Consider the following 21,942-nt stretch of genomic DNA (forward strand, 5'->3'; position numbering starts at 1 on the left):
TGATCTGATGATTATGCAAACGGTATGTCATTCTATTCAGCGGAAAATAACGTCCTTGTGGCAATACTTCTACCCAGTGTCACCTCATCTGCAAACTCCAACTCACCACCAACAGGTATACCTCGTGCAATGGTTGAAACCTTTACTTTGGTGTCTTTGAGCATTTTGGTAATGTAAAAGGAAGTGGTATCTCCCTCCATTGTGGAACTCAGAGCTAAAATGATTTCATTCACTTGACTATCAGATGACTTTACCCGTTCGATCAATGAGTCGATGCGGATATTCTCAGGCCCGATTCCATCCATTGGTGAAATCCTCCCCCCCAACACATGAAACATGCCATTGTACTGACCAGTATTTCTAATTGCCATCACATCTGGTGTATCTTCCACTACACAGATAGTGGTAAGATCCCTCGATGGAGTCTTGCAAGTGCAGTCCTCAGTATCCGCTATGATGTGACATATGCTGCAATACTTGATGTTGGATCTTAGGTCTTTTAGAGATTCTGTCAGAGAAAACGTCTGTGAGTCTGGTTGCTTCAAAAGATGCAAAACCAACCTTAATGCACTCTTTTTGCCAATGCCCGGAAGCTTAGAAATCTCTTCCACAGCTTGTTCCACCAATTTAGAAGGGTATTCCATGGTCTATTCGATGGTGGCAGAAATTCCTGCATCGGTGACACCATCTTTCATTGGCTTTAACTCATGAAATGAGCCATTCTTAACGGAGCACTTGCCTTTATAGTGAATAATGTAGGTACACTGCTCTGCTTGATGTACATCATGCTTACACACTTTGATCAGTGTGTTGATCACATGATCAAACGTATTGAAGTCATCATTGTGAACAATCAGACTCTTGATGTCCTCCTGTCCAAGATCCTCTTCTACTTCTACTAATTCTTCAATTTCTGGTGCAACCTCCATCTCTAGCATAATCCTGCAAAATTAGTGTATGTGATTAATTTGCCACAATTTTGGGCGTTTTCTTATCAGCTAACTATTAGATAATCAGATGAGTCCGGTAATTGTTGGGAGTATTGTTCTCGGGTATTTTGTGATATTAATCGGTATTTCATGGCTCACGTCCAGAAATTCCACCGATGGTGACTTCTATAATGCCAACAGGCAATCGCCCTGGTTTTTAGTGGCATTCGGGATGATCGGTGCTTCTCTATCAGGTGTGACATTCATCTCCGTACCCGGCGAGGTGGGAAACAGCAACTTCCATTATTTTCAAGTAGTGCTGGGGTACCTGGTTGGTTATTGGGTCATTGCCAAAGTCCTACTGCCACTCTATTACAAACTCAACCTGGTCTCCATCTATTCCTATTTGGAGGAACGCTTCGGGTTTTGGTCGTACAAATCCGGAGCTTTTTTCTTCCTTATCAGCAGAATCATCGGATCTTCCTTTCGACTATTCCTGGTAGCCAGCGTGCTCCAGATTTCTTTTTTCGATGCATTTGATCTACCATTTTGGGTAGCCGTTTTGGTCACAATAGTCCTGATCTGGATTTATACCTTTAGAGGAGGCATCAAAACGATCGTCTGGACCGACACCTTACAAACCACTTTTATGCTGGCTGCTGTAGTCATCAGCATCTTCTTCATCAAAGATCAGCTGGATTGGTCCTGGGCAGAACTCACACAAAAAATGACAGCTGATTCGCGCATGACTATCTTCAACTGGGATTGGCAGAGCGGCAAGAACTTCTTCAAACAATTTGCTTCAGGAGCCTTTATAGCCATCGTAATGACGGGGCTTGATCAGGACATGATGCAAAAGAATCTAACCTGTCGGACTCTGTCTGACGCACAGAAAAACGTATTCTGGTTCTGCATCATACTGGTCATAGCCAACTTTCTATTTCTTAGTCTGGGACTTCTTCAATTTCAGTTTGCCGAATCCATCGGTATGGTCATTCCAGAAAGAACGGATTACCTCTTCCCAGAACTAGCCATCAATCATTTCCCGACCATTGGTGCAGTCGTCTTTCTTCTTGGAATCACAGCAGCCGCCTATTCCAGTGCTGATTCGGCATTGACTGCATTGACCACCTCATTTTGTGTGGACTTTCTGGGCTTTACTCCGGCTAACTACCGTGAAAAAAAGACGATTCGAAAAATTGTGCACCTTGGTTTTTCACTGGTGCTGTTTGTGGTCATACTCGTTTTTCAGGCTATCAATGACCAGAGTGTAATAACAGCGGTTTTTGTAGCAGCTGGCTACACTTATGGGCCACTGCTGGGAATGTTCGCTCTGGGTATTTTCACCAAAATCAAAGTAAAAGATCACCTGGTGCCAGCAGTGACGCTTCTTTCGCCAGCTCTCTCTTATGTCATCAACCTCAACTCCGAGGCACTACTTGGTGGCTATCGATTTGGGTTCGAGATTCTGATTCTGAATGGATTGCTGACTTTTGTTGGGTTACTTTTAGTCAGACAAAAGGAATAAAAGAGTATGACCAAACTTTGATCCTTTCTTTAATTACTCGACCAGGCAACCTGCTTAGGGCTCTTTTTGATTATCGAAAAAAGAGAGCTTATGAGAAGTCTTATCAAGTGGCAGGCCAAGATCAGGAAATGATGGATATTGCAGAGGAAGTCATGGAAGATTATCTCAATCAGCTAAAGTCTTTAGAGACCTAATTCCTTCATCGGATCCCAAAACACCTGGTTAAAATCTTGAATTTGGTCATCCTTCACCACAATACCTTCTTTCTCCAGGTGCTCCTGCATCATATTGGGTCCACCAGTAAAATGATTCTTACCAGATAGCACACCAATACGATTGACTACCCGGTGCGCCGGAATGGTGGGATCTGTATGTGCCGCGTTCATGGCCCAGCCAACCATGCGCGCACCACTTTTGAGTCCCAGGTAATTGGCAATAGCTCCATAAGAAGTCACACGACCTTTAGGTATCAATCGGACCACCTCATAGACGTCCTGAAAAAAACTGGATTTGGAATCTTGCATAACTTAGTGCCAACCTATCTGTTGTAAAGATAAACGAGGAAACCACATGACTAAAAATATATTCATCACAGGAGCTACAGGTAATTTGGGAAGTATAGTTGTTGACCACCTTCACCAGCTGGGTTATCAACTAATCGGCTCAACAAGACCTGGCAAATCAACTAAAAATGATCATATTGATCTTTTTGAATGTGACCTGTCAGATGAGGAATCTGTTCACCAGTGTTTCGATCAAATCAAATCTAAATATGACTCCATTTACGGAGCAGTGCTACTTGCTGGTGGATTTGGTATGGGAAGTATCCTGGATTCAGCAAAAGAGGACATCTTGAAAATGTACCACCTAAACTTCATGACAGCCTACCTTACCAGTAGAGAATGTGTACGTTGGATGAATGAAACCAATGGCGGCAGAATTGTTTTTACAGGTGCTAAACCGGCAGTGGAAGGCGGCGGCTCTGCGTTGCTTCCATATGCACTTTCCAAAAGTTCAGTTATTGACCTGGCTCAACTCATCAATTCAGATAAGCAACTAAAAAATATTCAGGCATCAGTGATAGTGCCCAGTATTATTGACACTCCACCTAACAGACAAGGAATGCCTGACGCCAACTTTGATGATTGGGTTAAGCCTGAAGAAATCGCAAAAAATATCGCTTACCTGTTATCTGACACAGCAAATGTGGTAAGAGGACCCATCCTGAAATTGTACAACAACGCTTAATCGAGCACTTCCACTGAAGCATCTTGAAGAATAAAAAAGAGATGCAGTGGGTCGGCATCATTGAGTTTGAGTTTACCAGTCACCCGTACACGCGCATCTTGGGTGGTGATTGGTTTATTGGTGTAAACTTCTGCCACGGTTTCGGGGCCTGCATTTCCACAGAAAAAACAATTGTTGTAAGGGAAGCGGGATAGGACGAAATAATCCTGCTCGGTCGATTGCTGCAGCGGAATCGTATATCCTTCGATAGTCACTTCTTTGCCATCAAACTGCTTCAATTCGTCAGAAAACACCGGCACATCAAAAGTCTCACCCAGCAAATCATCATAAGCTGACCTCACCTCTAACTGTTGAAGTGTATCCCAGCCGTTAAATGTACTAACTGTCCACCAGGTAAAAATTATTAGTGCCTTTGACATAATAAATTCAATTTTTTCAACCAAAACTATGCAATATCGCGTTAGTAGGTTAGTTAACAGAATTTTAAAGTTTTCGTTAGTTTTAAGCCAATATGGGATTAATAATCGACACCAAAAACCTAAAGAAGCAATACGTAATGGGAAGCGAAACCATTAATGCGCTTAAGGACGTTTCCATTCAGATAAATAAAGGCGAGTATGTGGCCTTCATGGGGCCTTCAGGTTCTGGTAAGTCCACGCTGATGAACATCATCGGATGTCTGGACACGCCTACTTCAGGATCTTATGTTTTGAACAATAATGATGTGAGTGATCTCACTGAAAACGAGCTGGCAGAAATCAGAAATAAAGAAATCGGGTTTGTATTTCAAACGTTCAACTTGCTTCCAAGGGCCTCTTCACTGGAAAACGTGTCGTTACCGTTGGTCTATGCAGGATATGGCAAGGATGACCGTGACGAATTGGCTCTGAAAGCTCTGGACGGAGTAGGGCTTGGCGAGAGAGCTTATCACAAACCTAATGAGCTCTCTGGTGGTCAGCGTCAGCGGGTGGCTATTGCCCGGGCTCTAGTAAATGATCCAAGTATCATTCTCGCGGATGAGCCTACCGGTAACCTGGATTCTAAGACATCTTATCAGATCATGGATCTCTTTGCTGAACTACACAAAAAAGGCAATACGATCATTATGGTAACTCATGAAGAAGATATCGCAGAGTACGCTCACCGTATCATCAGACTTAGAGATGGATTGATCGAGTCCGATGTAGTGAACGAAAATGTGAGATCAACTGCTCCTGTAGCATGAGTCTTAAGTTATACACCAAAACCGGTGATAAAGGACAAACCTCCCTTCTGGGAGGTAAAAAGGTGGCAAAATCCGACCTACGGATAGAGGCTTACGGCAATGTGGACGAGCTCAATTCTTTCCTCGGGCTATTAAAAGACCAAAAAGAAGTGCCTGCCAGAATCTCCAGTCAGTTTTATTGGATTCAGGAGAATCTTTTCTCCATAGGCTCCATACTTGCCACAGAATCAGGATTCAAAGGATTTGAGCTCCCAAAAATCACCGATGTGGAAGTGAAGCAAATAGAAGTGTGGATAGACAAGTACAGTTCAGAGCTTCCAGAATTAAAGACATTTATACTGCCGGGAGGACACCAAGTTGTATCTTTGTGCCATGTGTGCAGGACTGTTTGCCGCAGGACTGAACGTAGTATCATCGCACTTTCAAGTACAGAATCTGTAGAACCACACATCATTCAATTCATGAATAGGCTCTCGGACTACTTTTTCGTGATGGCACGCAAGCTTGCAAACATGCTCGAAGTTCCGGAAACACCATGGAGTCCGGATCAGGATTGAAAAAAACTAGACTTTAGAAAAGGTATGACAGAGACTATGGACATCAGCATCACTAAGGCAGCTGAATCTAAAATCAGTCAGGTTGATTTGGACAACCCGCAATTTGGCAAAGTTTATTCCGATCACATGTTCATCGCAGACTATGCTGATGGCGAATGGAAAGATCTGAGAATTGTCCCTTATGGCAACATTAACATCTCGCCTGCTAACACTACGTTACATTACGCATCTACGATCTTCGAAGGCTTAAAAGCCAATCGATCTGCGAATGGAGACGTACTCGTATTCCGTCCGGAAGCCAATGCCAAAAGAATGCAGGAAAGTGCTGTGAGAATGTGTATGCCTCCAGTACCGCAGGAACTTTTCATGGGTGCATTGGATGAGCTATTGCGCCTCGACAGCCAGTGGGTGCCCTCTGCACCTGGTACCGCGCTGTACATACGCCCATTCCAGTTGGCGATGGATCCGTATATCGGCATCCGGCCATCTGATACGTATCAGTTTCTGATCATCACTGGGCCAGTAGGCGCATACTACGCTGAACCAGTGAAAGTGAAAATAGAAACAAACTACACACGCGCCGCTAAAGGCGGTACAGGTTTTGCCAAAACTGGTGGAAACTATGCTGCGGCATTGAAACCTGCAGTAGATGCGCAGAAAGAAGGATTTAACCAACTAATCTGGACAGATGCAAAAACCCACGAATATGTAGAGGAAAGTGGCACCATGAACCTCATGTTCATCAAGAACGATACACTTCTGACGGCTCCAACTGGTGACACGATTTTAAGAGGAATTACGCGAGATAGCATCATTCAGCTGGCCAAAGACAAAGGCATGAAAGTGGAAGAGCGGCCAATCAAAGTAACGGAGGTGATCGAATCGATCAAAGACGGCAGCATGCAGGAAGCATTTGGCGCCGGAACAGCAGCAACGGTGGCTCAGATCAAAATGATCCACCACGAGGGTACAGATTATAACTTGCCACCGGTAGAAGGTTGGAAATACTCTACTGACTTCCTGGACACCTTGAATAAAATCAAAACGGGAGCAATTCCAGATCCACACAGCTGGATTCACAAGATCTAAAAAAGAAAAGGCGATCAATCGATCGCCTTTTTTAATGATCTTAAGTGTAACATCACTCACCCGGTAGCTGATTCCTATCCGGGCCATCCTTCACCCAATAAAATTTAGGCGCTTTCTTTTGACGTGGATACACTTCGTCCAGTGTATTACCATCATACAATCGACCATTCTTCATAACCTGTGAGATGGTATTGGTATTGCGAATGTCATCCAGAGGATTCTCATCCATAATCACCAGATCAGCCAGTTTCCCAGCTTCAATTGATCCCAGGTCCTCATCCAAACCAATGGCTTTAGCTCCAAGAATCGTTGCTACTTTCAGTGCGTCCAATTCTGGCATTCCACCACTCTGAATGGACCAAAGCTCCCAATGGTATCCAAGACCCTGAAGCTGCCCATGAGAACCGACACCAGCCAAACCTCCCGCTTCCACCAGATCACCAACAAACTCTCCATGTCTGGAGAAAATGTGTTCCTCAGGAATGAAATAAGCGCTTCTGCGTCTAGCCTTCTGGTCAATTTCTGACTTTGGCGTGAAGAAGTTGAGCTTAGCATCACCCACCACATTTTCAGTGGCATAATAATATTCCTCAGCCCACGGTCCTCCGTAAGAAACCAATAACGTTGGTGTATAAGCCATTTTTGATTTAGCCACAAGCTGCGTCACATCATTATAGATCGGGTAAATAGGGAATGCGTGTTCGTGACCTGGATATCCATCGATCAATTGTGTCAGATTCAGCTTCATATCTAGCGCACCTTCTGTAGTTGGCATAAGCTCCTGTTCTTTGGCTGCCTGGATGATCCACTGGCGATGCTGACGGTTACCAGTCATGTACATTTTGATCGTTTTGGTATTGAAATACTCGGAATACTGCTTCAGCACATTTCGAGCATGCTCCAGGCTCTTAATATTGTAATACCAAAATCCAACTCCAGGCCCGGTCGAATACACTCTCGGCCCTAGAATTTCTCCGGTTTCAACCATATCCGAATAAGTCAAAACATCCGTAGTTGAAGTTTGTGGATCACGAGTGGTGGTTACTCCGTAAGCCAGGTTGGCAGCATACATCCACACCTGATTTTTGTGCAGTCCCCAGTTAGGCCACATATGGGAGTGCGTATCTACAAACCCAGGAACAATGGTTTTTCCGCTCATATCCAGCGACTGTACCGCTTTATCCACTTCCAGGCTTCCGGATGGACCCACCGCTTTGATGCGGGCATTCTCAATCAGGATGTCCCCATTTTCAATGACTTCATCACCATTCATAGTGATAACACGAGCACCTGAGAGCAGAACAGAACCTTGAGGAATATCCTTTTCCACCATCACTTTGATCCGTATTTCGTCAGGCTTGTAGCCTTCATCCTCTTCTTCACTGTCTTTTTTCTCTTCTTCTTCATCTCCATCTTTATTGGCCTCTTCTTTCTCCTTAGCTTCTTTCTTCTCCTCAGCTTCCTGTTTTTTCTTAGCTTCTAATTCTTCAGTTACTCGCTTAGCTTCTGCCAAATCATAAGCGAAATAGGCATTACCAAGAGTGAAATTGACGGTATTGCCATCAGCATTCCAATGGGCAAATTCTCCACCGAATGTGGTGAGTTTCCAGGAAGGAAATGAGGCGCTCTCTGGATCCGAAACCGAAATAGAAACGGTCTCAGCCCCTACTGGAGGTACGGTCACTACATAGACGTCATTGTTGACCTTGGCCAACGCACGATCTCCTTTTGGTGCCATGTAGATATACTCCGAGTTACTTGGCTCACGTTTAGGCTCGGTATAGGTTTCTTGCAGTGCATGCTCATGGTTCAACGCTGGATAGGTCATGATGCCAGTGATTTTGAGTAGTTCCTTTTCATCGGTCCCATCCCATCGCATGGACATCAGGCCTTTGCTTCCATGGAACATATAAATGCGATCGTCACCATCTACAAAATGTAGGTTTGAGCGGCCAGATGCAGCTTCTATTTTATTGGTACTTCCTCCATTGGCACTTACCCAACCTATGAACTGCTGTGCACCATATGAAAATGGGTCGATGGAATTTTCATAAGCTTGTGCAGGTCCATAAACAAACACAATTCTATTAGTTTTCGAATCCCAGGCCAGATCGGTATAGGTGCCCTTTTGGTTGGTTAGTTTTACCGGAGTTCCGCCTCCAGCCTTTACCTTGTAAACGTTCCCTGCGCTTCCTTCCCACGTGGTAAAGGCCACATAAGCACCATCAGGTGACCATACCGGCATGGCTTCAGTGAAGTTGTTTTTTGTCAACCTTTTGGGCTTTCCATCAGGATAGTCCATCACATAAAGACGGTTTAAAGCTGTAAATATGACTTTGCTGCCATCTGGAGACCTTTTAGCATCTCTGATCTGAGTCACTGTCATTTCCGTCTCGTCAGAAATAGGATAGTTGAAATGAACTTCCGGTCCGAAATCCAATTCCTCATCCACTTCGAAAGGAATTTCAGTAGCCTCACCACCATTGATTGGGACACGCCAGATTTTACCTCCATAAGAAGCAATCACAGACTGGTTATCAGGTGCGAACGACATGGCCGGATATACTCCCAGTCTCGCACGAGACTCCTGGTCATCCCTTCTTACTGGGAATGCCAACCAGCTCTCTTCTCCGGTCAACAGATTGCGCTTCATCAATCCGGTCTCGGTATTGTATCGTGTGCCATAAACAAGCCATTTCCCGTCTGATGACAAAGTCGGACTAAATGCAGATCCATAGTTATTGGTCTGAGTAGCCATTTCACCGGTCTCGCGATCATAGGTCGCAATCTGATATTGAGGCATTTGAGCATTATAATTCCAGCTACCTGACCTTCTGGAAAACCAGATCAACCCTTCATCTTTCCCAAAAGCTGGCTCGATAGTTTGAAGCGAAGCTGGTTCTTTGATTAGTTGAATTCCACTTCCTCCATCCTTATGATACATGTGGAGTTGTAAAACTCTCCCGCCTTTGGAGGCAATAAGATAATTACCATCTGGTGTCCACTCTGCTGCCTGGTAGTACTTGTCCTTATCTTTAGTAATCTGCTTGGGCTCGGCTTCTGAATCTGTCAGATCGAGTGTCCAGATATTTTCTGCTCCACTTTTGTCAGAGGTAAAAGTGATTGACTTCCCATCAGGACTAAACCGGGGATGCGTGTCAAAAGCCATTCCCGAAGTAAGTTGCATGGCTTTCCCACCGGAGATTGGAAGGGTGTAGATATCGCCCATCATGTCAAAGGCAATCTTCGAACCATCCGGACTGACATCCAGTGAAATCCACGTACCTTCATTGGTCTGTAAACGGAATGTTCTTTCCGGCTCCAGAGGCAACTCTTTTGTCGCCTTTTTCTCCTCTGTGGTGTCTTTTTCAGTTGACTTTTCTTCCTGACCGAAAGCAAGAATGCTAGCTATCAGAAATAGTATTAATAGGTTATTTCTCATTAGGTATTGTATTAATCTACCCTACAAGATATTCTATATTCTGATGGTCTGTAAATGAAGTTTACATGAATGGATATTATTTTTTTATCTCTATATCTCCCTGCAAAAAGTTGAAAGACCCTGGGAATGAGTGCTAGAACAGAATGATATACAATGATTTAATAAAACAACGGATTGTTTAAATCGCATTAAACCATTTCCATTAATGTTTATTCTGATTTATAGTTATTTCACAAATTTTTCCTTAGGAAAAGTCAGTGATTTTTAGTATCTTATTAGACACACTAAACTCTAAAATGATCCGATATGGTAAAAAGTTATCGCGGAGTGCCTGTGGCAAAACCAGCTGCCACCACTCAAAAAGTTACAGTAGCAGATTACATGTCCACCAGGCTGATCACCTTCAAACCTGAACAGCACATGGATGAAGTGATCAATACACTACTCAAATACAAAATCTCTGGTGGACCAGTCGTTAATGATGAAAACGAACTCGTTGGGGTGATTTCAGAAGGAGACTGCATGAAGGAAGTGGTCCGTGGCAAGTACAACAACATGCCCAACCTCAACGGTGTAGTAGCGGAGCACATGACCTCAAATGTGATCAGCATACCACCCGAAACCAACATTTTTGATGCAGCAAAAATGTTCCTGGAGAAACGCATCAGACGATTCCCTGTAGTTAACCGTGGAAAGCTTGTTGGTCAAATCTCTCAAAAAGACATCATGCGTGCCGTGCACAACATGCAGAGTCACACCTGGTGATCAGAATTTGTCGTAGTTGAAAGCCTTGCGATCTATATCCAGATCAGCAAGTGCTACCAACTTGCGATCAATTTTCTTTTCTGTATCCAATAGTTGATGCAGAAGCTCTCCATCGTCATACACCCCCAACACTTTGGCATAGGTACAAACAGCTCCATAAGATGCAATCTTATAATGGATGACTTGCTGTAGAGTCAGTACAATGGCTGCATCAGTTACTTCAGCGGTCTGGCAAGCTTCCATGATCGATTGATTGTATTTGATCATAGACCTCACTGGATAGCTGCGTTCTCCAAATTCTATTGTGAAAAGATCATTGAATACCTGGAGTAAAGTCATGGAACTTTCTGTCACATGCGCTTCATATTGATCTAACACATTTCGTAGGCCTGTATGCCAGGCATTCTCTTTGAGTTGAGGCAAAGCTTCTCGTAAATACAACTCGGCATCATACAGCTCCCGGAGCTGTTCCACCAGTAAATCATGAAGGTCTAAAATGGTTCTCATCGCTATCTCGGGTTTGATAAGTGATAAGTTAGTCCCTGACTCCAAATCATGAAATGACGCCTGTCAGGGACCTATATGATCTGTTGGAAATCATTCTCAGAATTGACAGCCATCATACTATTATTGGTGGGACTTATCGATCTTCATACCATACAAACACCCTAAGACGATGAAAACCTCAGATAAACCCGGATCACATTTTAAGAGTTTCCATCACCGGATCAAAGATGGAGCTGCACACTATTTCGATAGTAATCATTTCATGGGAATAGACCCATTGGATCACGCCCGCTTTCATGAAATCTACTCAGATAAAAAAGCTGACGAGAAGAAAAAGTAGTTCTAAATCACATAAAAATATTGTGGAGCTATCACTGAGATGATCGAAGCATGTTTGTGTATCTTCGCAGACGAAATTTTTCACATAAAAATCAAGATCCAACATGACATCAGATCAGTTGAAAGACTTGAAGGCGCGTATCACGGCCTTGAGGAGGTATCTTTGACTATGATACCAAGAAGAAAGAAATAGAAGAAGAAGAATTGGTCACAGCCCAGCCTGATTTTTGGAATGATCCCGAAAAAGCAGAGCAGACCATGAAAGCAATTCGGGCAAAAAAAACCTGGACAGAACATTTTGAGCAAGTAGAAGCAGCCGTTGAAGAAGCGGAAACCCTGCAAGAATTTCTTGACGAAGGTGAAGGTACTGAAGCAGAAGTCAATCAAGCTTATGAAAAAGCATTGAATGAAGTGGAGGAGCTGGAGTTTAAGAAAATGCTCTCTGGTGAGGAAGACCAGCTGTCGGCCATGCTACAAATCACTCCCGGTGCTGGCGGAACGGAATCCAACGACTGGGCAGGTATCCTCATGCGGATGTACATCATGTGGGGTGAATCAAATGGCTATAAGGTAAAAGAGGTAGATTACCAGGCAGGTGATGTAGCGGGTGTGAAATCAGTTACCCTGGAGTTTGAAGGACCTTTGGCTTACGGCTTTTTAAAGTCTGAAAATGGAGTGCATCGGTTGGTGCGAATTTCACCATTTGACAGTGGAGGAAGAAGGCATACGTCATTTGCATCCGTATATGTATACCCGGTGGTAGACGATTCAATAGAGATCGATATACACCCCAATGACATAGAGATGCAGACTTCCAGATCAGGTGGTGCCGGTGGTCAGAACGTCAACAAGGTAGAAACCAAGGTTCAACTAACGCACAAACCAACGGGAATCGTGGTAGTGTGTCAAGTCGAGCGCTCGCAGCTGGCCAACCGAGAGCGAGCCATGCAGATGTTGAAGTCCCAACTCTACCAACTAGAGGTAGAAAAACGGAATTCAGAACGCGATAAGGTAGAAGCTGGTAAAATGAAGATCGATTTTGGATCCCAAATCCGAAACTATGTCCTTCATCCTTACAAGCTCATCAAAGATGCCCGTACAGGCCATGAACGTACTGATGTGCAAAATGTGCTGGATGGAGACATCAATGACTTCATCAAAACGTATCTATTGCACGGTCAGGAAGAAGGGGCTTAAATGCTGAGGCGCTATTCGAGTCAGTTTTGGCTGCTTTCTTTCAGTTCTTACTTATTCTTCTCCTCCTTTACCATGCTGATACCGGAACTCCCGGCTTATCTCAGCAGTATGGGTGGAGAGGAATACATCGGCCTGATCATTTCGCTGTTTACTCTAACTGCCGGTATATCGCGACCCTTCAGTGGCAAACTGACCGATCGTTGGGGACGAATTCCAGTGATGGTGGTTGGAGCAATGGTATCAGCACTCGCTGCCCTACTCTATCCACTTCTTACCACAGTAGCCGGGTTTCTGTTTATAAGGCTATTTCATGGGTTTTCCACAGGCTTTAAGCCGACAGGTACTTCCGCTTATATTGCCGATTTAGTACCCGCCCACAGACGTGGAGAGGCGCTTGGTATCAGCAGTTTCTTCGGATCTGTAGGGATGGCCAGCGGACCAGCTATCGGATCACAGATCTATTTAGCATATGGAATAGACAATCTCTTCTATGTGAGTTCAGTATTCGCATTTGCCTCGGTGGCCATTCTGTTTGGAATGAAAGAGACACTACTGGAAAGAAGTACATTTAAGATGGAGATGCTTAAGGTGAGCAAGTCGGATGTTTTTGAAAAGAGTGTGTTTCCTCCTTCCATCGTCATGATCCTTACGACGCTTTCATTTGGCACGGTGATTACATTAGCACCTGATTTCAGTGACTTTCTGGGCATTCACAATCGAGGGTTATTTTTCATCGTTTTTACCGGATCGTCTCTTGTGGTGCGGATCATTGGCGGCCAACTTTCGGATCGCTTCGGCAGACAAAGTGTGTTGGTCGCCAGTACACTTTTGTTATTCATCAGCATGTTGGTGATTGGTTTTGCCACTTCAAAAGCTCAGTTTTTCATAGGGGCAGTAATCTTCGGTTTTGGCTATGGCCTAAACTCACCGACGCTATTTGCCTGGACCATCGACTTGAGTCCTGAAACAACCCGAGGCAGAGGGGTGGCTACTTTGTTCATTTTTCTAGAGATAGGCATTGGTGTTGGAGCATTGATTTCTGGCACAGTCTACGAGGGGATGAGCGAACGGTTTCCAATCATATTTGGAGTAGCTGGACTTTTTTCTTTATTTGCTTTTTTTTACATCGTTCGGTTTCGACGAAAACAGTATTCTAAAACGCCATGAAACTAGCCACTGCCGTTTACCTGATTGTTGGATTGATCAACCTGTATGCTCAGTTCATTGGTGATCAGACCATCAATCAGTTCACCAAACCAGTGCTGATGCCTGTCTTGATCTACCTGATATTTCTCAAGGCAAAAGGGTTTGTCAATCTCCCCAGATTACTACTAGCACTTGCTCTCATCTTCGCCTGGATTGGCGACATGCTACTTCTCAATCAATCCGATGAAATGTTCTTTCTTGGTGGGCTCGGATCGTTTTTAGTGATGCAGGTTCTCTACTGCGTGGTTTTTTACAAAGCCATGAACAGTTCTCAGCAACCAAAACCAGCACTTTGGAGTCCATTTCTTGTGTTTTTCATCGTAGTAAGTTGCCTCGCTTACCTCCATGCGGGAGCCATGTGGCTACCGATTACCATCTATGCTATCACCATATTATCGATGTTGGTTTTTGCCGTCAACCGAAAAGATCAGACAGATGTTATAAGTTTTAGATTAGCTCTGTTGGGAGCAGCTCTTTTTGTGATTTCGGATTCACTTATTGGATTAAACAAATTTATCGTAGAAATCCCCCAGGCATCCTTTCTGATCATGCTCACTTACATCCCAGCACAATACCTCATCATGGCAGGAGTCATGAAGTATGACAACAATTAATTGTAGTGGAAAGCGACGTTTCCCAAAGAAACATCGATACGGAAGGTAATTAAATCCTGGGCGTCTGCATCATAGTTCATGTTCACGAACACGTTGCGCTCTACCTCCTCAAATCCATCTACCATTCGGCGACCGCATAGAGGACTATCGCTGAGATAGATAATCATGGGAACGTCCTCTGATGGAAGGTAAATATCCAGATTACCTGCACCCACCGAAGCTTCTACCAAACATTTCTCACCAGTAGATTCACTGAAATCCAATAATGCCTTGCCAAACCCAACATTGGCCATCACGTATTTAGCTTTGGCCAACTCTAAATGTCTGGCTACTACAGAGCCCATATCGGCCTTTACCCAGAAGGTGTCCATGACGATTTTGTTTGGCTTACGGTCATTGTAATCTACGATGATATCGGCACTGCCAGATCTCACCTTAAAGTTTTGTACTGAAGTTCCAGATAGATCTACATCGGCATTGCCAAATCCGTAACTCAGATTTAGGCGATAGATTTTTTGCTGATCGAACAGTATTTTCCAATAGTTGTTCTCTTCAGTCTTCTCACGAACCATTGCCATCAGCAAGCCGTCCCCGAAGTTGGACGAGCGATACTCTTGTAAATCTAAAGCGACATCACAGGTATTATCCTGTATTTTACTCTTGAAAGATGGATTGATCTTGTTGAGGTCGGGATTGCCATATATAGTCAATGGACCCTCCTCCTGGGAGGATTTGATATAACAGTTACCTGAAGTGGCTTCTAAAGAAAAGTTGACCGTATCGAATCTGGCCGTCTCTTTGAGTGTATAAAACTTCTTTAATTGCCCGTAACTGAATGAAAAAAGCAGCCCAAACGCTGCTGTAAATACCAACCGCAACATGCCTAAAAATACGTAGAAGTATTCATAGTGTTGCGGTTTTTAGACTTATGCACCAAAAAATTCCTTCATATTCTCGAAGAAACTCTTATCCCCTTTCGATGGGTTTGGCTGGAAGTTCTTAGACCCTCTTAAAGATTCCAATGTTTCCTTTTCTTCTTTCGATAGATTCTTTGGTGTCCAGACGTTTACATGGATCAGTTGATCCCCAGTACCATAGCCTTCGATATCCTTGATACCCTTACCTCTTAGGCGTAGTATTTTACCACTTTGGGTACCAGAATCAATTTTGATTTTCACTTTGCCATTGATTGTAGGCACCTCCACATCTGTCCCTAAGGCAGCATCCAGGAAACTGATGTGCAGGTCGTAAATGACATTGTTACCATCTCGCTTAAGCGTATCATCAGACTGTTCTTCTACCACGATTAGCAAATCGCCTGGGATACCTCCAGCCACTTCGTTTCCCTTACCACTCATGCTTAGCTGCATGCCTTCAGCTACACCCGCTGGGATTTTGATGGAAATCACTTCTTCCTGACGCTTCATTCCTGAGCTGTCAGTACCAGGAGCCCGACTATCTACCGTCTGTCCAGTACCACCACAGGTAGGACAAGTAGAAGTAGACATCATCTGCCCGAGCATGGTATTCATGACTTTTCGCACCTGCCCCGTACCATTACACGTACTACAGTTGGTGAACTTAGTCTCCGGGTCAACGATCAGTCGATTGACCTTGATTTTCTTCTCTACACCATTAGCAATCTCTTGCAGCGTAAGCTTCAACTTGATACGTAGATTGGTCCCTTTTCGGGTACGTCGACCTCTACCTCCACCGCCTCCAAAGAAGCTATCGAATGGACTGCCACCGCCTCCACCGAAGATGTCACCAAACTGGGAGAAGATATCATCCATATTCATACCTCCACCGCCGAAGCCTCCAGCTCCGCCAACACCCTGATGTCCAAAACGATCGTATCGCTGACGTTTCTCATCATTGGAGAGCACTTCATAAGCTTCTGCCGCTTCTTTGAATTTATCCTCCGCTTCTTTATCGTCAGGGTTTTTGTCCGGGTGAAACTTGATGGCAATCTTACGGTATGCCTTCTTGATTTCGTCTTTTGACGCTCCCTTATCTACTCCTAATATCTCGTAATAGTCTCGCTTAGCCATATTATGCTTTTGCTCCTGTTACCACCTTGGCAAATCGTACCACCTTATCGTTCAGAAAGTATCCATTTTCCACCACATCAACTACTTTCCCAGCCATGTCATCTCCTGCCGGAATCTGGGTGATGGCTTCATGAAAATCATCATTGAAATCATCCCCTTTGTTGATGTCCATTTTCTTCAGGCCTTTGGCTTCCAGAACTTTTTTGAATTTGTTATAAATCAAATCCGTGCCTTCCTGAGCTGGTTTTAGCTCTTCGTTTTCCTCCATGGATTTGAGGGCTCTCTCAAAATCATCTAGCACAGGAACAAGATTCTCAACAAGATCTTTATTGGCAGAGCCAATCAAATCAATTTTCTCCTTAGCTGTGCGTCTTCTGAAATTCTCAAATTCGGAATAAAGCCTCAGGTACTTGTCCTTAGCTTCTGTCACCTCCGCTTGAAGTTTGGTGATTTCATCCACTTCTTCTTCAGGCTCAGACTCTTCCTGGCTTGTTACCTCCTCTTGAGTTTCCTGATCTATATCTTGTTGATCTTTATCTTCTACTTGATCCTTTTCTTCTACTTGATCTTTCTCTTTCTGCATTGCTTCATTCAGATTTAAAGTCAGGATGCTTTTGACAATTTCTTTGCCAAAGCAAATTCAACTGACAAGATGTCAGCGATCTATGGACAAACAGGAAAATTAGTCGTTGAGCATGCTCCAGATCTTGTCCTTGAGCTCTTGAATGCCAAAATTTGTCACACTGGAGATAAACACGTATGGTATGTCGGGTATGTCAGCTTTCATCTCTTCGAGAAGCTCTTCGTCCAGCATGTCAGATTTGGTAATAGCCAGTAGCCGCTCTTTGTCCAACAACTCCGGATTGTACTTTTGTAGCTCTCCCAGCAAGATTTCATACTCCTCCCTTACACTTTTAGCATCAGTGGGAATCATGAACAGGAGCATGGAGTTTCGCTCGATATGCCTTAAAAATCGAATACCCAGACCCTTGCCATCTGCTGCTCCTTCGATAATCCCCGGTATGTCAGCCATGACAAAAGACCTTTCTTCACGGTACGGAACTACACCAAGGTTAGGCACCAGAGTGGTAAATGGATAATCAGCCACTTCTGGTTTGGCAGCTGAAACTACTGAAAGCAAGGTCGACTTTCCAGCGTTTGGAAAACCTACAAGACCTACATCAGCAAGAATTTTCAGTTCGAGAATGACCCATTTTTCTACTCCGGGTATACCTGGCTGTGCATATCTAGGTGCCTGATTGGTAGGTGTTTTGTAATGAGAGTTGCCTTGTCCTCCCATACCTCCAGGTAGGAGAATTTGTTCTTCTCCATCCTCCATGATTTCTAGCAGGTGTTCGCCCGTTTCAGCATCCTTGGCTACTGTCCCTATGGGCACTTCCAGAATGATATCTTCAGCATCCTGGCCAAATCGATTCCCTCCTTCACCATTTCCTCCATTATCAGCCTTGATATGCTTGCGGTATTTGAGGTGGATGAGGGTCCACATTTGTTTGTTCCCTCTCAATATGATATGGCCTCCTCTGCCTCCATCTCCTCCATCTGGCCCTCCTTTGGGGACAAACTTCTCCCTTCTGAAGTGCACAGAACCAGCGCCTCCATTTCCAGACTTACCGTAAAGCTTAACGTAATCTATAAAGTTCGATTCCATCAGGAAACGTGCTTGTTCAGCACTTCAGCTATTGAAGCAGATATGTTCTCTATTGCACCGATACCATTCACGGTACTCAGTCTGTTTTGGTGTTTGTAGTAAGGCAATACATGGATGGTTTTATTAAAATACTCCTGGATCCTTCGCTCCAGCTTATCATCTGCATCGTCAGCACGTCCTTCCAGTTCTTTTCTTTTGGCAATTCTCGATCGAACTTCCTCTTCTGTAACGTCCAACTCCACCACCGCATGTATTTCAGTGCCAAGCGACTTCATCAATTCATCCAAAGCCTCTGCCTGAGGCACTGTTCTTGGGAATCCATCGAAAAGAAATCCGCTTGCCTGGGGATTTTTCTCTACTTCTTCACGCAGCATAGCAATGGTGATATCATCAGACACCAGCTCACCACTATTCATGATCTCCTTCACCTTCAGCCCTAATGGCGTATCATTCTTTGTGTGCCATCTGAAAAGATCTCCTGTTGAGATATGAACAACGTTGTACTTATCGATAATCTTTTCACTTTGTGTACCCTTACCTGCACCTGGAGGGCCGAATATTACAATATTTAACATACCTTTTGCTTAATTCTGAACTAAATATAGTGATTCTGTTTTTATCGGATTTTAGTCGGTAGCGGCGTAAATATCAGGCAATTGACGTCCCTGACCATCATAATCCATCCCAAATCCGACTACAAATTTATTTGGAATTGCCAGACCTTGATAACGAACCGGAAATTTGTCTTGAAAAACGTCTGGTTTAATCAGCAATGTGGCTATCTCTACAGATGCTGGGCTATGAGATTCAATGAGGTCCATAATATACTGAAGTGTATGTCCCGTATCCACAATATCCTCTACCACCAACACGTGTTTTCCTTGAAGAGATGTAGTAAGACCTAGTAGTTTCTTGACCTCCCCAGAACTGCTCTGACCTTCATAAGACTTCAATTTGACCAGTTCTAAGGAGATATTCAAGTTTAGTCTTTTCAGTAAACTAGACAGCACCATGAATGCTCCATCTAACACACCAACCACACAGACTTCCTTGCCGAGATAGTCCTGATTGATTTGCTCAGCCATAGCCTTAATACTCTGCTTGATCTCTTTTTTAGGAATCAACAAGTCGAACTCTTTATCGTGCAGTGTGACAGAGCTCATAAGTGTTCCATTAAAAACTTGTAAAGAGAGATCATTGCCACCAGATCCTTGATATGCACGCGCTCATTTGGTGAATGTACATTGTCTTCCGGCGCACCTATGAACACCCAATCAATGGGATATGGTGAGTGGTGTACCTCACGGCCATCACTCGATCCGCCACCCTCTACTTCTAGCTGATAACTCACTCCAGACTCATCAGCCAAAGCCAGAATACGGTCAAGGAATTTCTTTCGTGGGATGTTTTTATCCCGAAGGGAGATTGCCACACCCTTGCCATGCTCTACTCCCTCAGTAACCCAGGTAATATCTGAAATGAGCGCTTGCTTCACTGAAGGATGATTTTCATGGATGTAACGTGTCAGCATGGGTACCGAACCTCCTCCGTGCTCCTCAAAAGAGCTGAACACTATCATCCCATCTTCCAAGGTCTCCGCCACCTTCAATGCATTGTAGATCCCCAGTCGGTTGTCCATATAGGGGCCTTCTATAAACTCCGCATTCGCTTTGAGGTTAGGCTTCCAGGTAAGTGTAGTACCGGTCTCAATAGCCCGGGGAAAATCATAAAACAACTGATGCTCTTCATCTACTCTGAGTCGTGCATCTATAAATCCCATACCATCACGACCAACCAATTCATAACCAGTCTCTGCATGAGGACCTCCTATCGGCACCAATTGATCCTGATACCTCACGGTGAAACCAATGGTATCCATGTGGGCAAATATGGCCGTACGAGGCTCACCAAAGACAAGAATCAAGTTGTCCTGCAGGTCTCCACCATAAACCAGCTTTGGCTTGACACTCCATTCCGGACTACTTTTTTTGACATAGTCGATGAGGAAGTCGCGCATTAGGAACTCACTTCCAGATGGAGATGGGATATCTATAAGGTTTTCGAGTAATTTCATTACAAAAAGGGCACAAAGATAACCCGAGCACGACACCTCCGCTCATTATTTTCGTATAAATTCACACCCTCATTTTGAGATTGACTATTCATGCCTACCATTATCAAGTATTTGATTGTCTACGCGTTGAGTGCGGTGAAAATCATTTTCGGACCTACACTGGGTCTGGCATATGATTTTTCCATAGCGGAAACCACTTTGCTTTCGCTACTAGGCATGATGACTACCGTATACTTGTTCAGCTATTTTGGCCATGAAATCAAAGCCTTTAGCGATCGGATTTTCCGAAGAAAAAAGCGACGAATCTTTACCAGAAAGAATCGCCAATTTGTAAAGATCTGGCGCCGTTATGGGGTTCCTGGCGTAGCATTTTTCACTCCTATCTTACTATCTCCTCCAGGAGGCGCCATATTGGCCAATGCCTTTGGGGGTAAGAAAACTGACATCATCAAGTGGATGTGGATATTTGGAAGTTTCTGGTCACTTGTTCTCACCTTGATGGTCAAATACGCCAGTTGGTTACTAAAAGATTTGGGGGTTATTTAGTCCTGATGATTCTCATCATCTAGAATCTCAATATCCTGTATCAGCACACGTTTAGAAATAGCCTGACCGGTCGGTGTGGCGGCTAGTCCACCTTGTGCGGTTTCTTTGTATTTGGCTTCCATGGAGTTGCCAATCTCTCCCATGGCGTCCACACATTCATCTACTGGTATCACCGGACTCACATCCGCCAGAGCAATCTGTGCCGACGAATTTGCAATCGCTGCGGCACTGGCATTGCGCACGACACATGGGATCTCCACCAGTCCAGCTACAGGATCACAAACCAACCCGAGCATGCACTGAATAGTGATCGCTACGGCATTAAACGATTGGTCAATGTTTCCTCCCAGCGCATATACAATGGCAGCAGAAGCCATAGCTGCAGCAGAGCCAGTCTCAGCCTGACAGCCACCCACCGCTCCTGCCAATGAAGCACGCTTCTCAAGAATCAATGCTACACCTGCACCAATGAGCAGTCCTTCTAAAATAGTGCGATCATCTAATCCGTGAATTTCCTGCAAGGTGACCAGTGTTCCAGGCAGAATACCCGAAGCTCCAGCTGTAGGTGCGGCTACTACCCGCCCCATACAGGAATTGACCTCCTTGGCGGCCAAAGCCCTGGATACAAGCTTTTGGAATTCAGGAGAAAGAACAGCGGTCGGGTGATTAGCCACTTTCTTGGCTCCTCCTTTGATCATGCCTGAATAGGAAGTCATCTCCTTGGTCAGGCCGGTTTGTACAGCCTCCTTCATGACCTGATAGGCCTGGTCAAGACCGGACCATATCTTCTCTTCAGACTTACCTTTTTGCTCTATTTCATAAGCCAATACAGGCTCATATATAGGTTTTTTGTTGGTCTCGCAATAGTCCTTCCACTCCTGAAAACTGTCAAAAAGTATGCACATGGGTTATGTTGTTTTTTGGGTAAATGCAAAGGTATATAGAATGCAAACCAA

General features: G+C 44.2%; 26 protein-coding genes. 12 read left to right on the forward strand and 14 right to left on the reverse strand.

All coding sequences use genetic code 11. The annotated features are described in order from the left end of the window. Positions 1-32: 32 nt before the first annotated feature. Both recR and ACO067_RS08695 read right to left on the reverse strand, forming a co-directional pair. Complete coding sequence (gene recR / locus ACO067_RS08690) at positions 33-644, reverse strand: recombination mediator RecR (RefSeq protein WP_421873079.1); 612 nt, start codon at positions 642-644, stop codon at positions 33-35. A 3-nt stretch (positions 645-647) separates the two neighbouring features. Further along, positions 648-929 carry an ATP-dependent Clp protease adaptor ClpS gene (locus ACO067_RS08695; protein WP_421878286.1) on the reverse strand — a complete coding sequence of 94 codons (282 nt, stop codon included), beginning with the start codon at positions 927-929 and terminating at the stop codon, positions 648-650. An 88-nt stretch (positions 930-1,017) separates the two neighbouring features. On the opposite strand from ACO067_RS08695, the gene ACO067_RS08700 reads away from it, so the two are divergent. Both ACO067_RS08700 and ACO067_RS08705 read left to right on the forward strand, forming a co-directional pair. Then, positions 1,018-2,457, forward strand: a complete 1,440-nt coding sequence (locus ACO067_RS08700; protein WP_421873081.1) for a sodium:solute symporter — start codon at positions 1,018-1,020, stop codon at positions 2,455-2,457. A 17-nt stretch (positions 2,458-2,474) separates the two neighbouring features. After that, positions 2,475-2,651 carry a hypothetical protein gene (locus ACO067_RS08705; RefSeq protein WP_421873084.1) on the forward strand — a complete coding sequence of 59 codons (177 nt, stop codon included), beginning with the start codon at positions 2,475-2,477 and terminating at the stop codon, positions 2,649-2,651. Here ACO067_RS08705 and ACO067_RS08710 read toward each other — a convergent pair. Next, complete coding sequence (locus ACO067_RS08710) at positions 2,640-2,981, reverse strand: MGMT family protein (protein ID WP_421873086.1); 342 nt, start codon at positions 2,979-2,981, stop codon at positions 2,640-2,642. The two genes, ACO067_RS08705 and ACO067_RS08710, sit on opposite strands and share 12 nt — an antisense overlap. A 46-nt stretch (positions 2,982-3,027) precedes the next feature. Between ACO067_RS08710 and ACO067_RS08715 the strand changes: the two genes are divergently transcribed. Continuing rightward, positions 3,028-3,705 (forward strand): SDR family NAD(P)-dependent oxidoreductase, encoded by a 678-nt coding sequence (locus ACO067_RS08715; protein WP_421873088.1) that lies wholly within the window; start codon positions 3,028-3,030, stop codon positions 3,703-3,705. Here ACO067_RS08715 and ACO067_RS08720 read toward each other — a convergent pair. Further along, positions 3,702-4,124, reverse strand: a complete 423-nt coding sequence (locus tag ACO067_RS08720) for a hypothetical protein (RefSeq protein WP_421873090.1) — start codon at positions 4,122-4,124, stop codon at positions 3,702-3,704. The genes ACO067_RS08715 and ACO067_RS08720 overlap by 4 nt on opposite strands. A gap of 92 nt (positions 4,125-4,216) precedes the next feature. Here ACO067_RS08720 and ACO067_RS08725 point away from each other — a divergent pair, with 92 nt between their 5' ends. Genes ACO067_RS08725 through ACO067_RS08735 form a run of 3 tightly spaced genes read left to right on the forward strand, consistent with a single transcriptional unit; the run spans position 4,217 to position 6,576 of the window. After that, the gene (locus ACO067_RS08725) at positions 4,217-4,930 is read left to right on the forward strand and encodes an ABC transporter ATP-binding protein (RefSeq protein ID WP_421873092.1); all 714 of its coding nucleotides are present in this window, start codon (positions 4,217-4,219) and stop codon (positions 4,928-4,930) included. Next, positions 4,927-5,487 (forward strand): cob(I)yrinic acid a,c-diamide adenosyltransferase, encoded by a 561-nt coding sequence (locus ACO067_RS08730; RefSeq protein ID WP_421873093.1) that lies wholly within the window; start codon positions 4,927-4,929, stop codon positions 5,485-5,487. The genes ACO067_RS08725 and ACO067_RS08730 overlap by 4 nt, the downstream gene beginning before the upstream one ends. A 24-nt stretch (positions 5,488-5,511) precedes the next feature. Next, a complete protein-coding gene (locus ACO067_RS08735; RefSeq protein WP_421873095.1) occupies positions 5,512-6,576 on the forward strand; it encodes a branched-chain amino acid aminotransferase in 1,065 nt (354 codons plus the stop codon). Between the two features lie 52 nt (positions 6,577-6,628). Here the strand turns inward: ACO067_RS08735 and ACO067_RS08740 are convergent, their stop codons facing one another. Further along, complete coding sequence (locus ACO067_RS08740) at positions 6,629-10,018, reverse strand: amidohydrolase family protein (protein ID WP_421873097.1); 3,390 nt, start codon at positions 10,016-10,018, stop codon at positions 6,629-6,631. Between the two features lie 306 nt (positions 10,019-10,324). On the opposite strand from ACO067_RS08740, the gene ACO067_RS08745 reads away from it, so the two are divergent. Then, positions 10,325-10,783 carry a CBS domain-containing protein gene (locus ACO067_RS08745; RefSeq protein ID WP_421873099.1) on the forward strand — a complete coding sequence of 153 codons (459 nt, stop codon included), beginning with the start codon at positions 10,325-10,327 and terminating at the stop codon, positions 10,781-10,783. Here the strand turns inward: ACO067_RS08745 and ACO067_RS08750 are convergent, their stop codons facing one another. Then, positions 10,784-11,290 (reverse strand): ferritin-like domain-containing protein, encoded by a 507-nt coding sequence (locus tag ACO067_RS08750; RefSeq protein WP_421873101.1) that lies wholly within the window; start codon positions 11,288-11,290, stop codon positions 10,784-10,786. Between the two features lie 169 nt (positions 11,291-11,459). On the opposite strand from ACO067_RS08750, the gene ACO067_RS08755 reads away from it, so the two are divergent. The 4 genes from ACO067_RS08755 (at position 11,460) to ACO067_RS08770 (ending at position 14,646) form a co-directional block, all read left to right on the forward strand. Continuing rightward, positions 11,460-11,630 carry a hypothetical protein gene (locus ACO067_RS08755; protein WP_421873103.1) on the forward strand — a complete coding sequence of 57 codons (171 nt, stop codon included), beginning with the start codon at positions 11,460-11,462 and terminating at the stop codon, positions 11,628-11,630. 103 nt (positions 11,631-11,733) lie between these two features. After that, a protein-coding gene (gene prfB / locus ACO067_RS08760) for a peptide chain release factor 2 (RefSeq protein ID WP_421873106.1) occupies positions 11,734-12,826 on the forward strand; the annotation gives its coding sequence in 2 pieces (ribosomal slippage) (positions 11,734-11,793 and positions 11,795-12,826; 1,092 coding nt in all). Continuing rightward, positions 12,827-13,993, forward strand: a complete 1,167-nt coding sequence (locus ACO067_RS08765) for an MFS transporter (protein WP_421873108.1) — start codon at positions 12,827-12,829, stop codon at positions 13,991-13,993. It begins immediately after the preceding gene. After that, positions 13,990-14,646, forward strand: coding sequence for a lysoplasmalogenase (locus ACO067_RS08770; RefSeq protein ID WP_421873110.1), 657 nt, complete (start codon positions 13,990-13,992; stop codon positions 14,644-14,646). The genes ACO067_RS08765 and ACO067_RS08770 overlap by 4 nt, the downstream gene beginning before the upstream one ends. Here ACO067_RS08770 and ACO067_RS08775 read toward each other — a convergent pair. The 7 genes from ACO067_RS08775 to ACO067_RS08805 all read right to left on the reverse strand — a co-directional run bounded on the left by ACO067_RS08775 (position 14,643) and on the right by ACO067_RS08805 (position 20,440). Further along, positions 14,643-15,527: a hypothetical protein gene (locus tag ACO067_RS08775; protein WP_421873112.1), complete on the reverse strand. Its 885-nt coding sequence runs from the start codon at positions 15,525-15,527 to the stop codon at positions 14,643-14,645. The two genes, ACO067_RS08770 and ACO067_RS08775, sit on opposite strands and share 4 nt — an antisense overlap. 45 nt (positions 15,528-15,572) lie before the next feature. Further along, positions 15,573-16,697 (reverse strand): molecular chaperone DnaJ, encoded by a 1,125-nt coding sequence (gene dnaJ / locus ACO067_RS08780; protein ID WP_421873114.1) that lies wholly within the window; start codon positions 16,695-16,697, stop codon positions 15,573-15,575. 1 nt (position 16,698) lies between these two features. After that, on the reverse strand, positions 16,699-17,280 hold the full coding sequence (locus ACO067_RS08785; RefSeq protein ID WP_421873116.1) for a nucleotide exchange factor GrpE: 582 nt from the start codon (positions 17,278-17,280) through the stop codon (positions 16,699-16,701). 99 nt (positions 17,281-17,379) lie between these two features. Then, positions 17,380-18,369, reverse strand: a complete 990-nt coding sequence (gene obgE, locus ACO067_RS08790; RefSeq protein WP_421878288.1) for a GTPase ObgE — start codon at positions 18,367-18,369, stop codon at positions 17,380-17,382. Next, positions 18,366-18,941 (reverse strand): adenylate kinase, encoded by a 576-nt coding sequence (locus ACO067_RS08795; protein WP_421873118.1) that lies wholly within the window; start codon positions 18,939-18,941, stop codon positions 18,366-18,368. The genes obgE and ACO067_RS08795 overlap by 4 nt, the downstream gene beginning before the upstream one ends. Before the next feature lie 51 nt (positions 18,942-18,992). Next, the gene (gene hpt / locus ACO067_RS08800; RefSeq protein WP_421873121.1) at positions 18,993-19,529 is read right to left on the reverse strand and encodes a hypoxanthine phosphoribosyltransferase; all 537 of its coding nucleotides are present in this window, start codon (positions 19,527-19,529) and stop codon (positions 18,993-18,995) included. Next, positions 19,526-20,440 carry a M20/M25/M40 family metallo-hydrolase gene (locus ACO067_RS08805; protein ID WP_421873123.1) on the reverse strand — a complete coding sequence of 305 codons (915 nt, stop codon included), beginning with the start codon at positions 20,438-20,440 and terminating at the stop codon, positions 19,526-19,528. The genes hpt and ACO067_RS08805 overlap by 4 nt, the downstream gene beginning before the upstream one ends. Positions 20,441-20,530: 90 nt before the next feature. Between ACO067_RS08805 and ACO067_RS08810 the strand changes: the two genes are divergently transcribed. Beyond that, entirely contained in the window at positions 20,531-20,986 is a 456-nt protein-coding gene (locus ACO067_RS08810) for a hypothetical protein (protein ID WP_421873125.1), read from the forward strand. Here the strand turns inward: ACO067_RS08810 and sdaAA are convergent. Further along, positions 20,983-21,891 carry an L-serine ammonia-lyase, iron-sulfur-dependent, subunit alpha gene (gene sdaAA / locus ACO067_RS08815; protein ID WP_421873128.1) on the reverse strand — a complete coding sequence of 303 codons (909 nt, stop codon included), beginning with the start codon at positions 21,889-21,891 and terminating at the stop codon, positions 20,983-20,985. The genes ACO067_RS08810 and sdaAA overlap by 4 nt on opposite strands. Positions 21,892-21,942 lie beyond the last annotated feature (51 nt).

It is taken from the genome of Marinoscillum sp., assembly GCF_965229915.1.
In the GTDB taxonomy this organism is placed as follows: Bacteria; Bacteroidota; Bacteroidia; order Cytophagales; family Cyclobacteriaceae; genus Marinoscillum.

Bases quoted from the DNA above. Each gene is read 5' to 3' on its own strand.
- recR (WP_421873079.1), bottom strand. From the start codon at position 644: ATGGAATACCCTTCTAAATTGGTGGAACAAGCTGTGGAAGAGATTTCT.
- ACO067_RS08695 (WP_421878286.1), bottom strand. From the start codon at position 929: ATGGAGGTTGCACCAGAAATTGAAGAATTAGTAGAAGTAGAAGAGGAT.
- ACO067_RS08700 (WP_421873081.1), top strand. From the start codon at position 1,018: ATGAGTCCGGTAATTGTTGGGAGTATTGTTCTCGGGTATTTTGTGATA.
- ACO067_RS08710 (WP_421873086.1), bottom strand. From the start codon at position 2,981: ATGCAAGATTCCAAATCCAGTTTTTTTCAGGACGTCTATGAGGTGGTC.
- ACO067_RS08715 (WP_421873088.1), top strand. From the start codon at position 3,028: ATGACTAAAAATATATTCATCACAGGAGCTACAGGTAATTTGGGAAGT.
- ACO067_RS08720 (WP_421873090.1), bottom strand. From the start codon at position 4,124: ATGTCAAAGGCACTAATAATTTTTACCTGGTGGACAGTTAGTACATTT.
- ACO067_RS08725 (WP_421873092.1), top strand. From the start codon at position 4,217: ATGGGATTAATAATCGACACCAAAAACCTAAAGAAGCAATACGTAATG.
- ACO067_RS08730 (WP_421873093.1), top strand. From the start codon at position 4,927: ATGAGTCTTAAGTTATACACCAAAACCGGTGATAAAGGACAAACCTCC.
- ACO067_RS08735 (WP_421873095.1), top strand. From the start codon at position 5,512: ATGACAGAGACTATGGACATCAGCATCACTAAGGCAGCTGAATCTAAA.
- ACO067_RS08740 (WP_421873097.1), bottom strand. From the start codon at position 10,018: ATGAGAAATAACCTATTAATACTATTTCTGATAGCTAGCATTCTTGCT.
- ACO067_RS08745 (WP_421873099.1), top strand. From the start codon at position 10,325: ATGGTAAAAAGTTATCGCGGAGTGCCTGTGGCAAAACCAGCTGCCACC.
- ACO067_RS08750 (WP_421873101.1), bottom strand. From the start codon at position 11,290: ATGAGAACCATTTTAGACCTTCATGATTTACTGGTGGAACAGCTCCGG.
- ACO067_RS08755 (WP_421873103.1), top strand. From the start codon at position 11,460: ATGAAAACCTCAGATAAACCCGGATCACATTTTAAGAGTTTCCATCAC.
- ACO067_RS08765 (WP_421873108.1), top strand. From the start codon at position 12,827: ATGCTGAGGCGCTATTCGAGTCAGTTTTGGCTGCTTTCTTTCAGTTCT.
- ACO067_RS08770 (WP_421873110.1), top strand. From the start codon at position 13,990: ATGAAACTAGCCACTGCCGTTTACCTGATTGTTGGATTGATCAACCTG.
- ACO067_RS08775 (WP_421873112.1), bottom strand. From the start codon at position 15,527: ATGTTGCGGTTGGTATTTACAGCAGCGTTTGGGCTGCTTTTTTCATTC.
- dnaJ (WP_421873114.1), bottom strand. From the start codon at position 16,697: ATGGCTAAGCGAGACTATTACGAGATATTAGGAGTAGATAAGGGAGCG.
- ACO067_RS08785 (WP_421873116.1), bottom strand. From the start codon at position 17,280: ATGCAGAAAGAGAAAGATCAAGTAGAAGAAAAGGATCAAGTAGAAGAT.
- ACO067_RS08795 (WP_421873118.1), bottom strand. From the start codon at position 18,941: ATGTTAAATATTGTAATATTCGGCCCTCCAGGTGCAGGTAAGGGTACA.
- hpt (WP_421873121.1), bottom strand. From the start codon at position 19,529: ATGAGCTCTGTCACACTGCACGATAAAGAGTTCGACTTGTTGATTCCT.
- ACO067_RS08805 (WP_421873123.1), bottom strand. From the start codon at position 20,440: ATGAAATTACTCGAAAACCTTATAGATATCCCATCTCCATCTGGAAGT.
- ACO067_RS08810 (WP_421873125.1), top strand. From the start codon at position 20,531: ATGCCTACCATTATCAAGTATTTGATTGTCTACGCGTTGAGTGCGGTG.
- sdaAA (WP_421873128.1), bottom strand. From the start codon at position 21,891: ATGTGCATACTTTTTGACAGTTTTCAGGAGTGGAAGGACTATTGCGAG.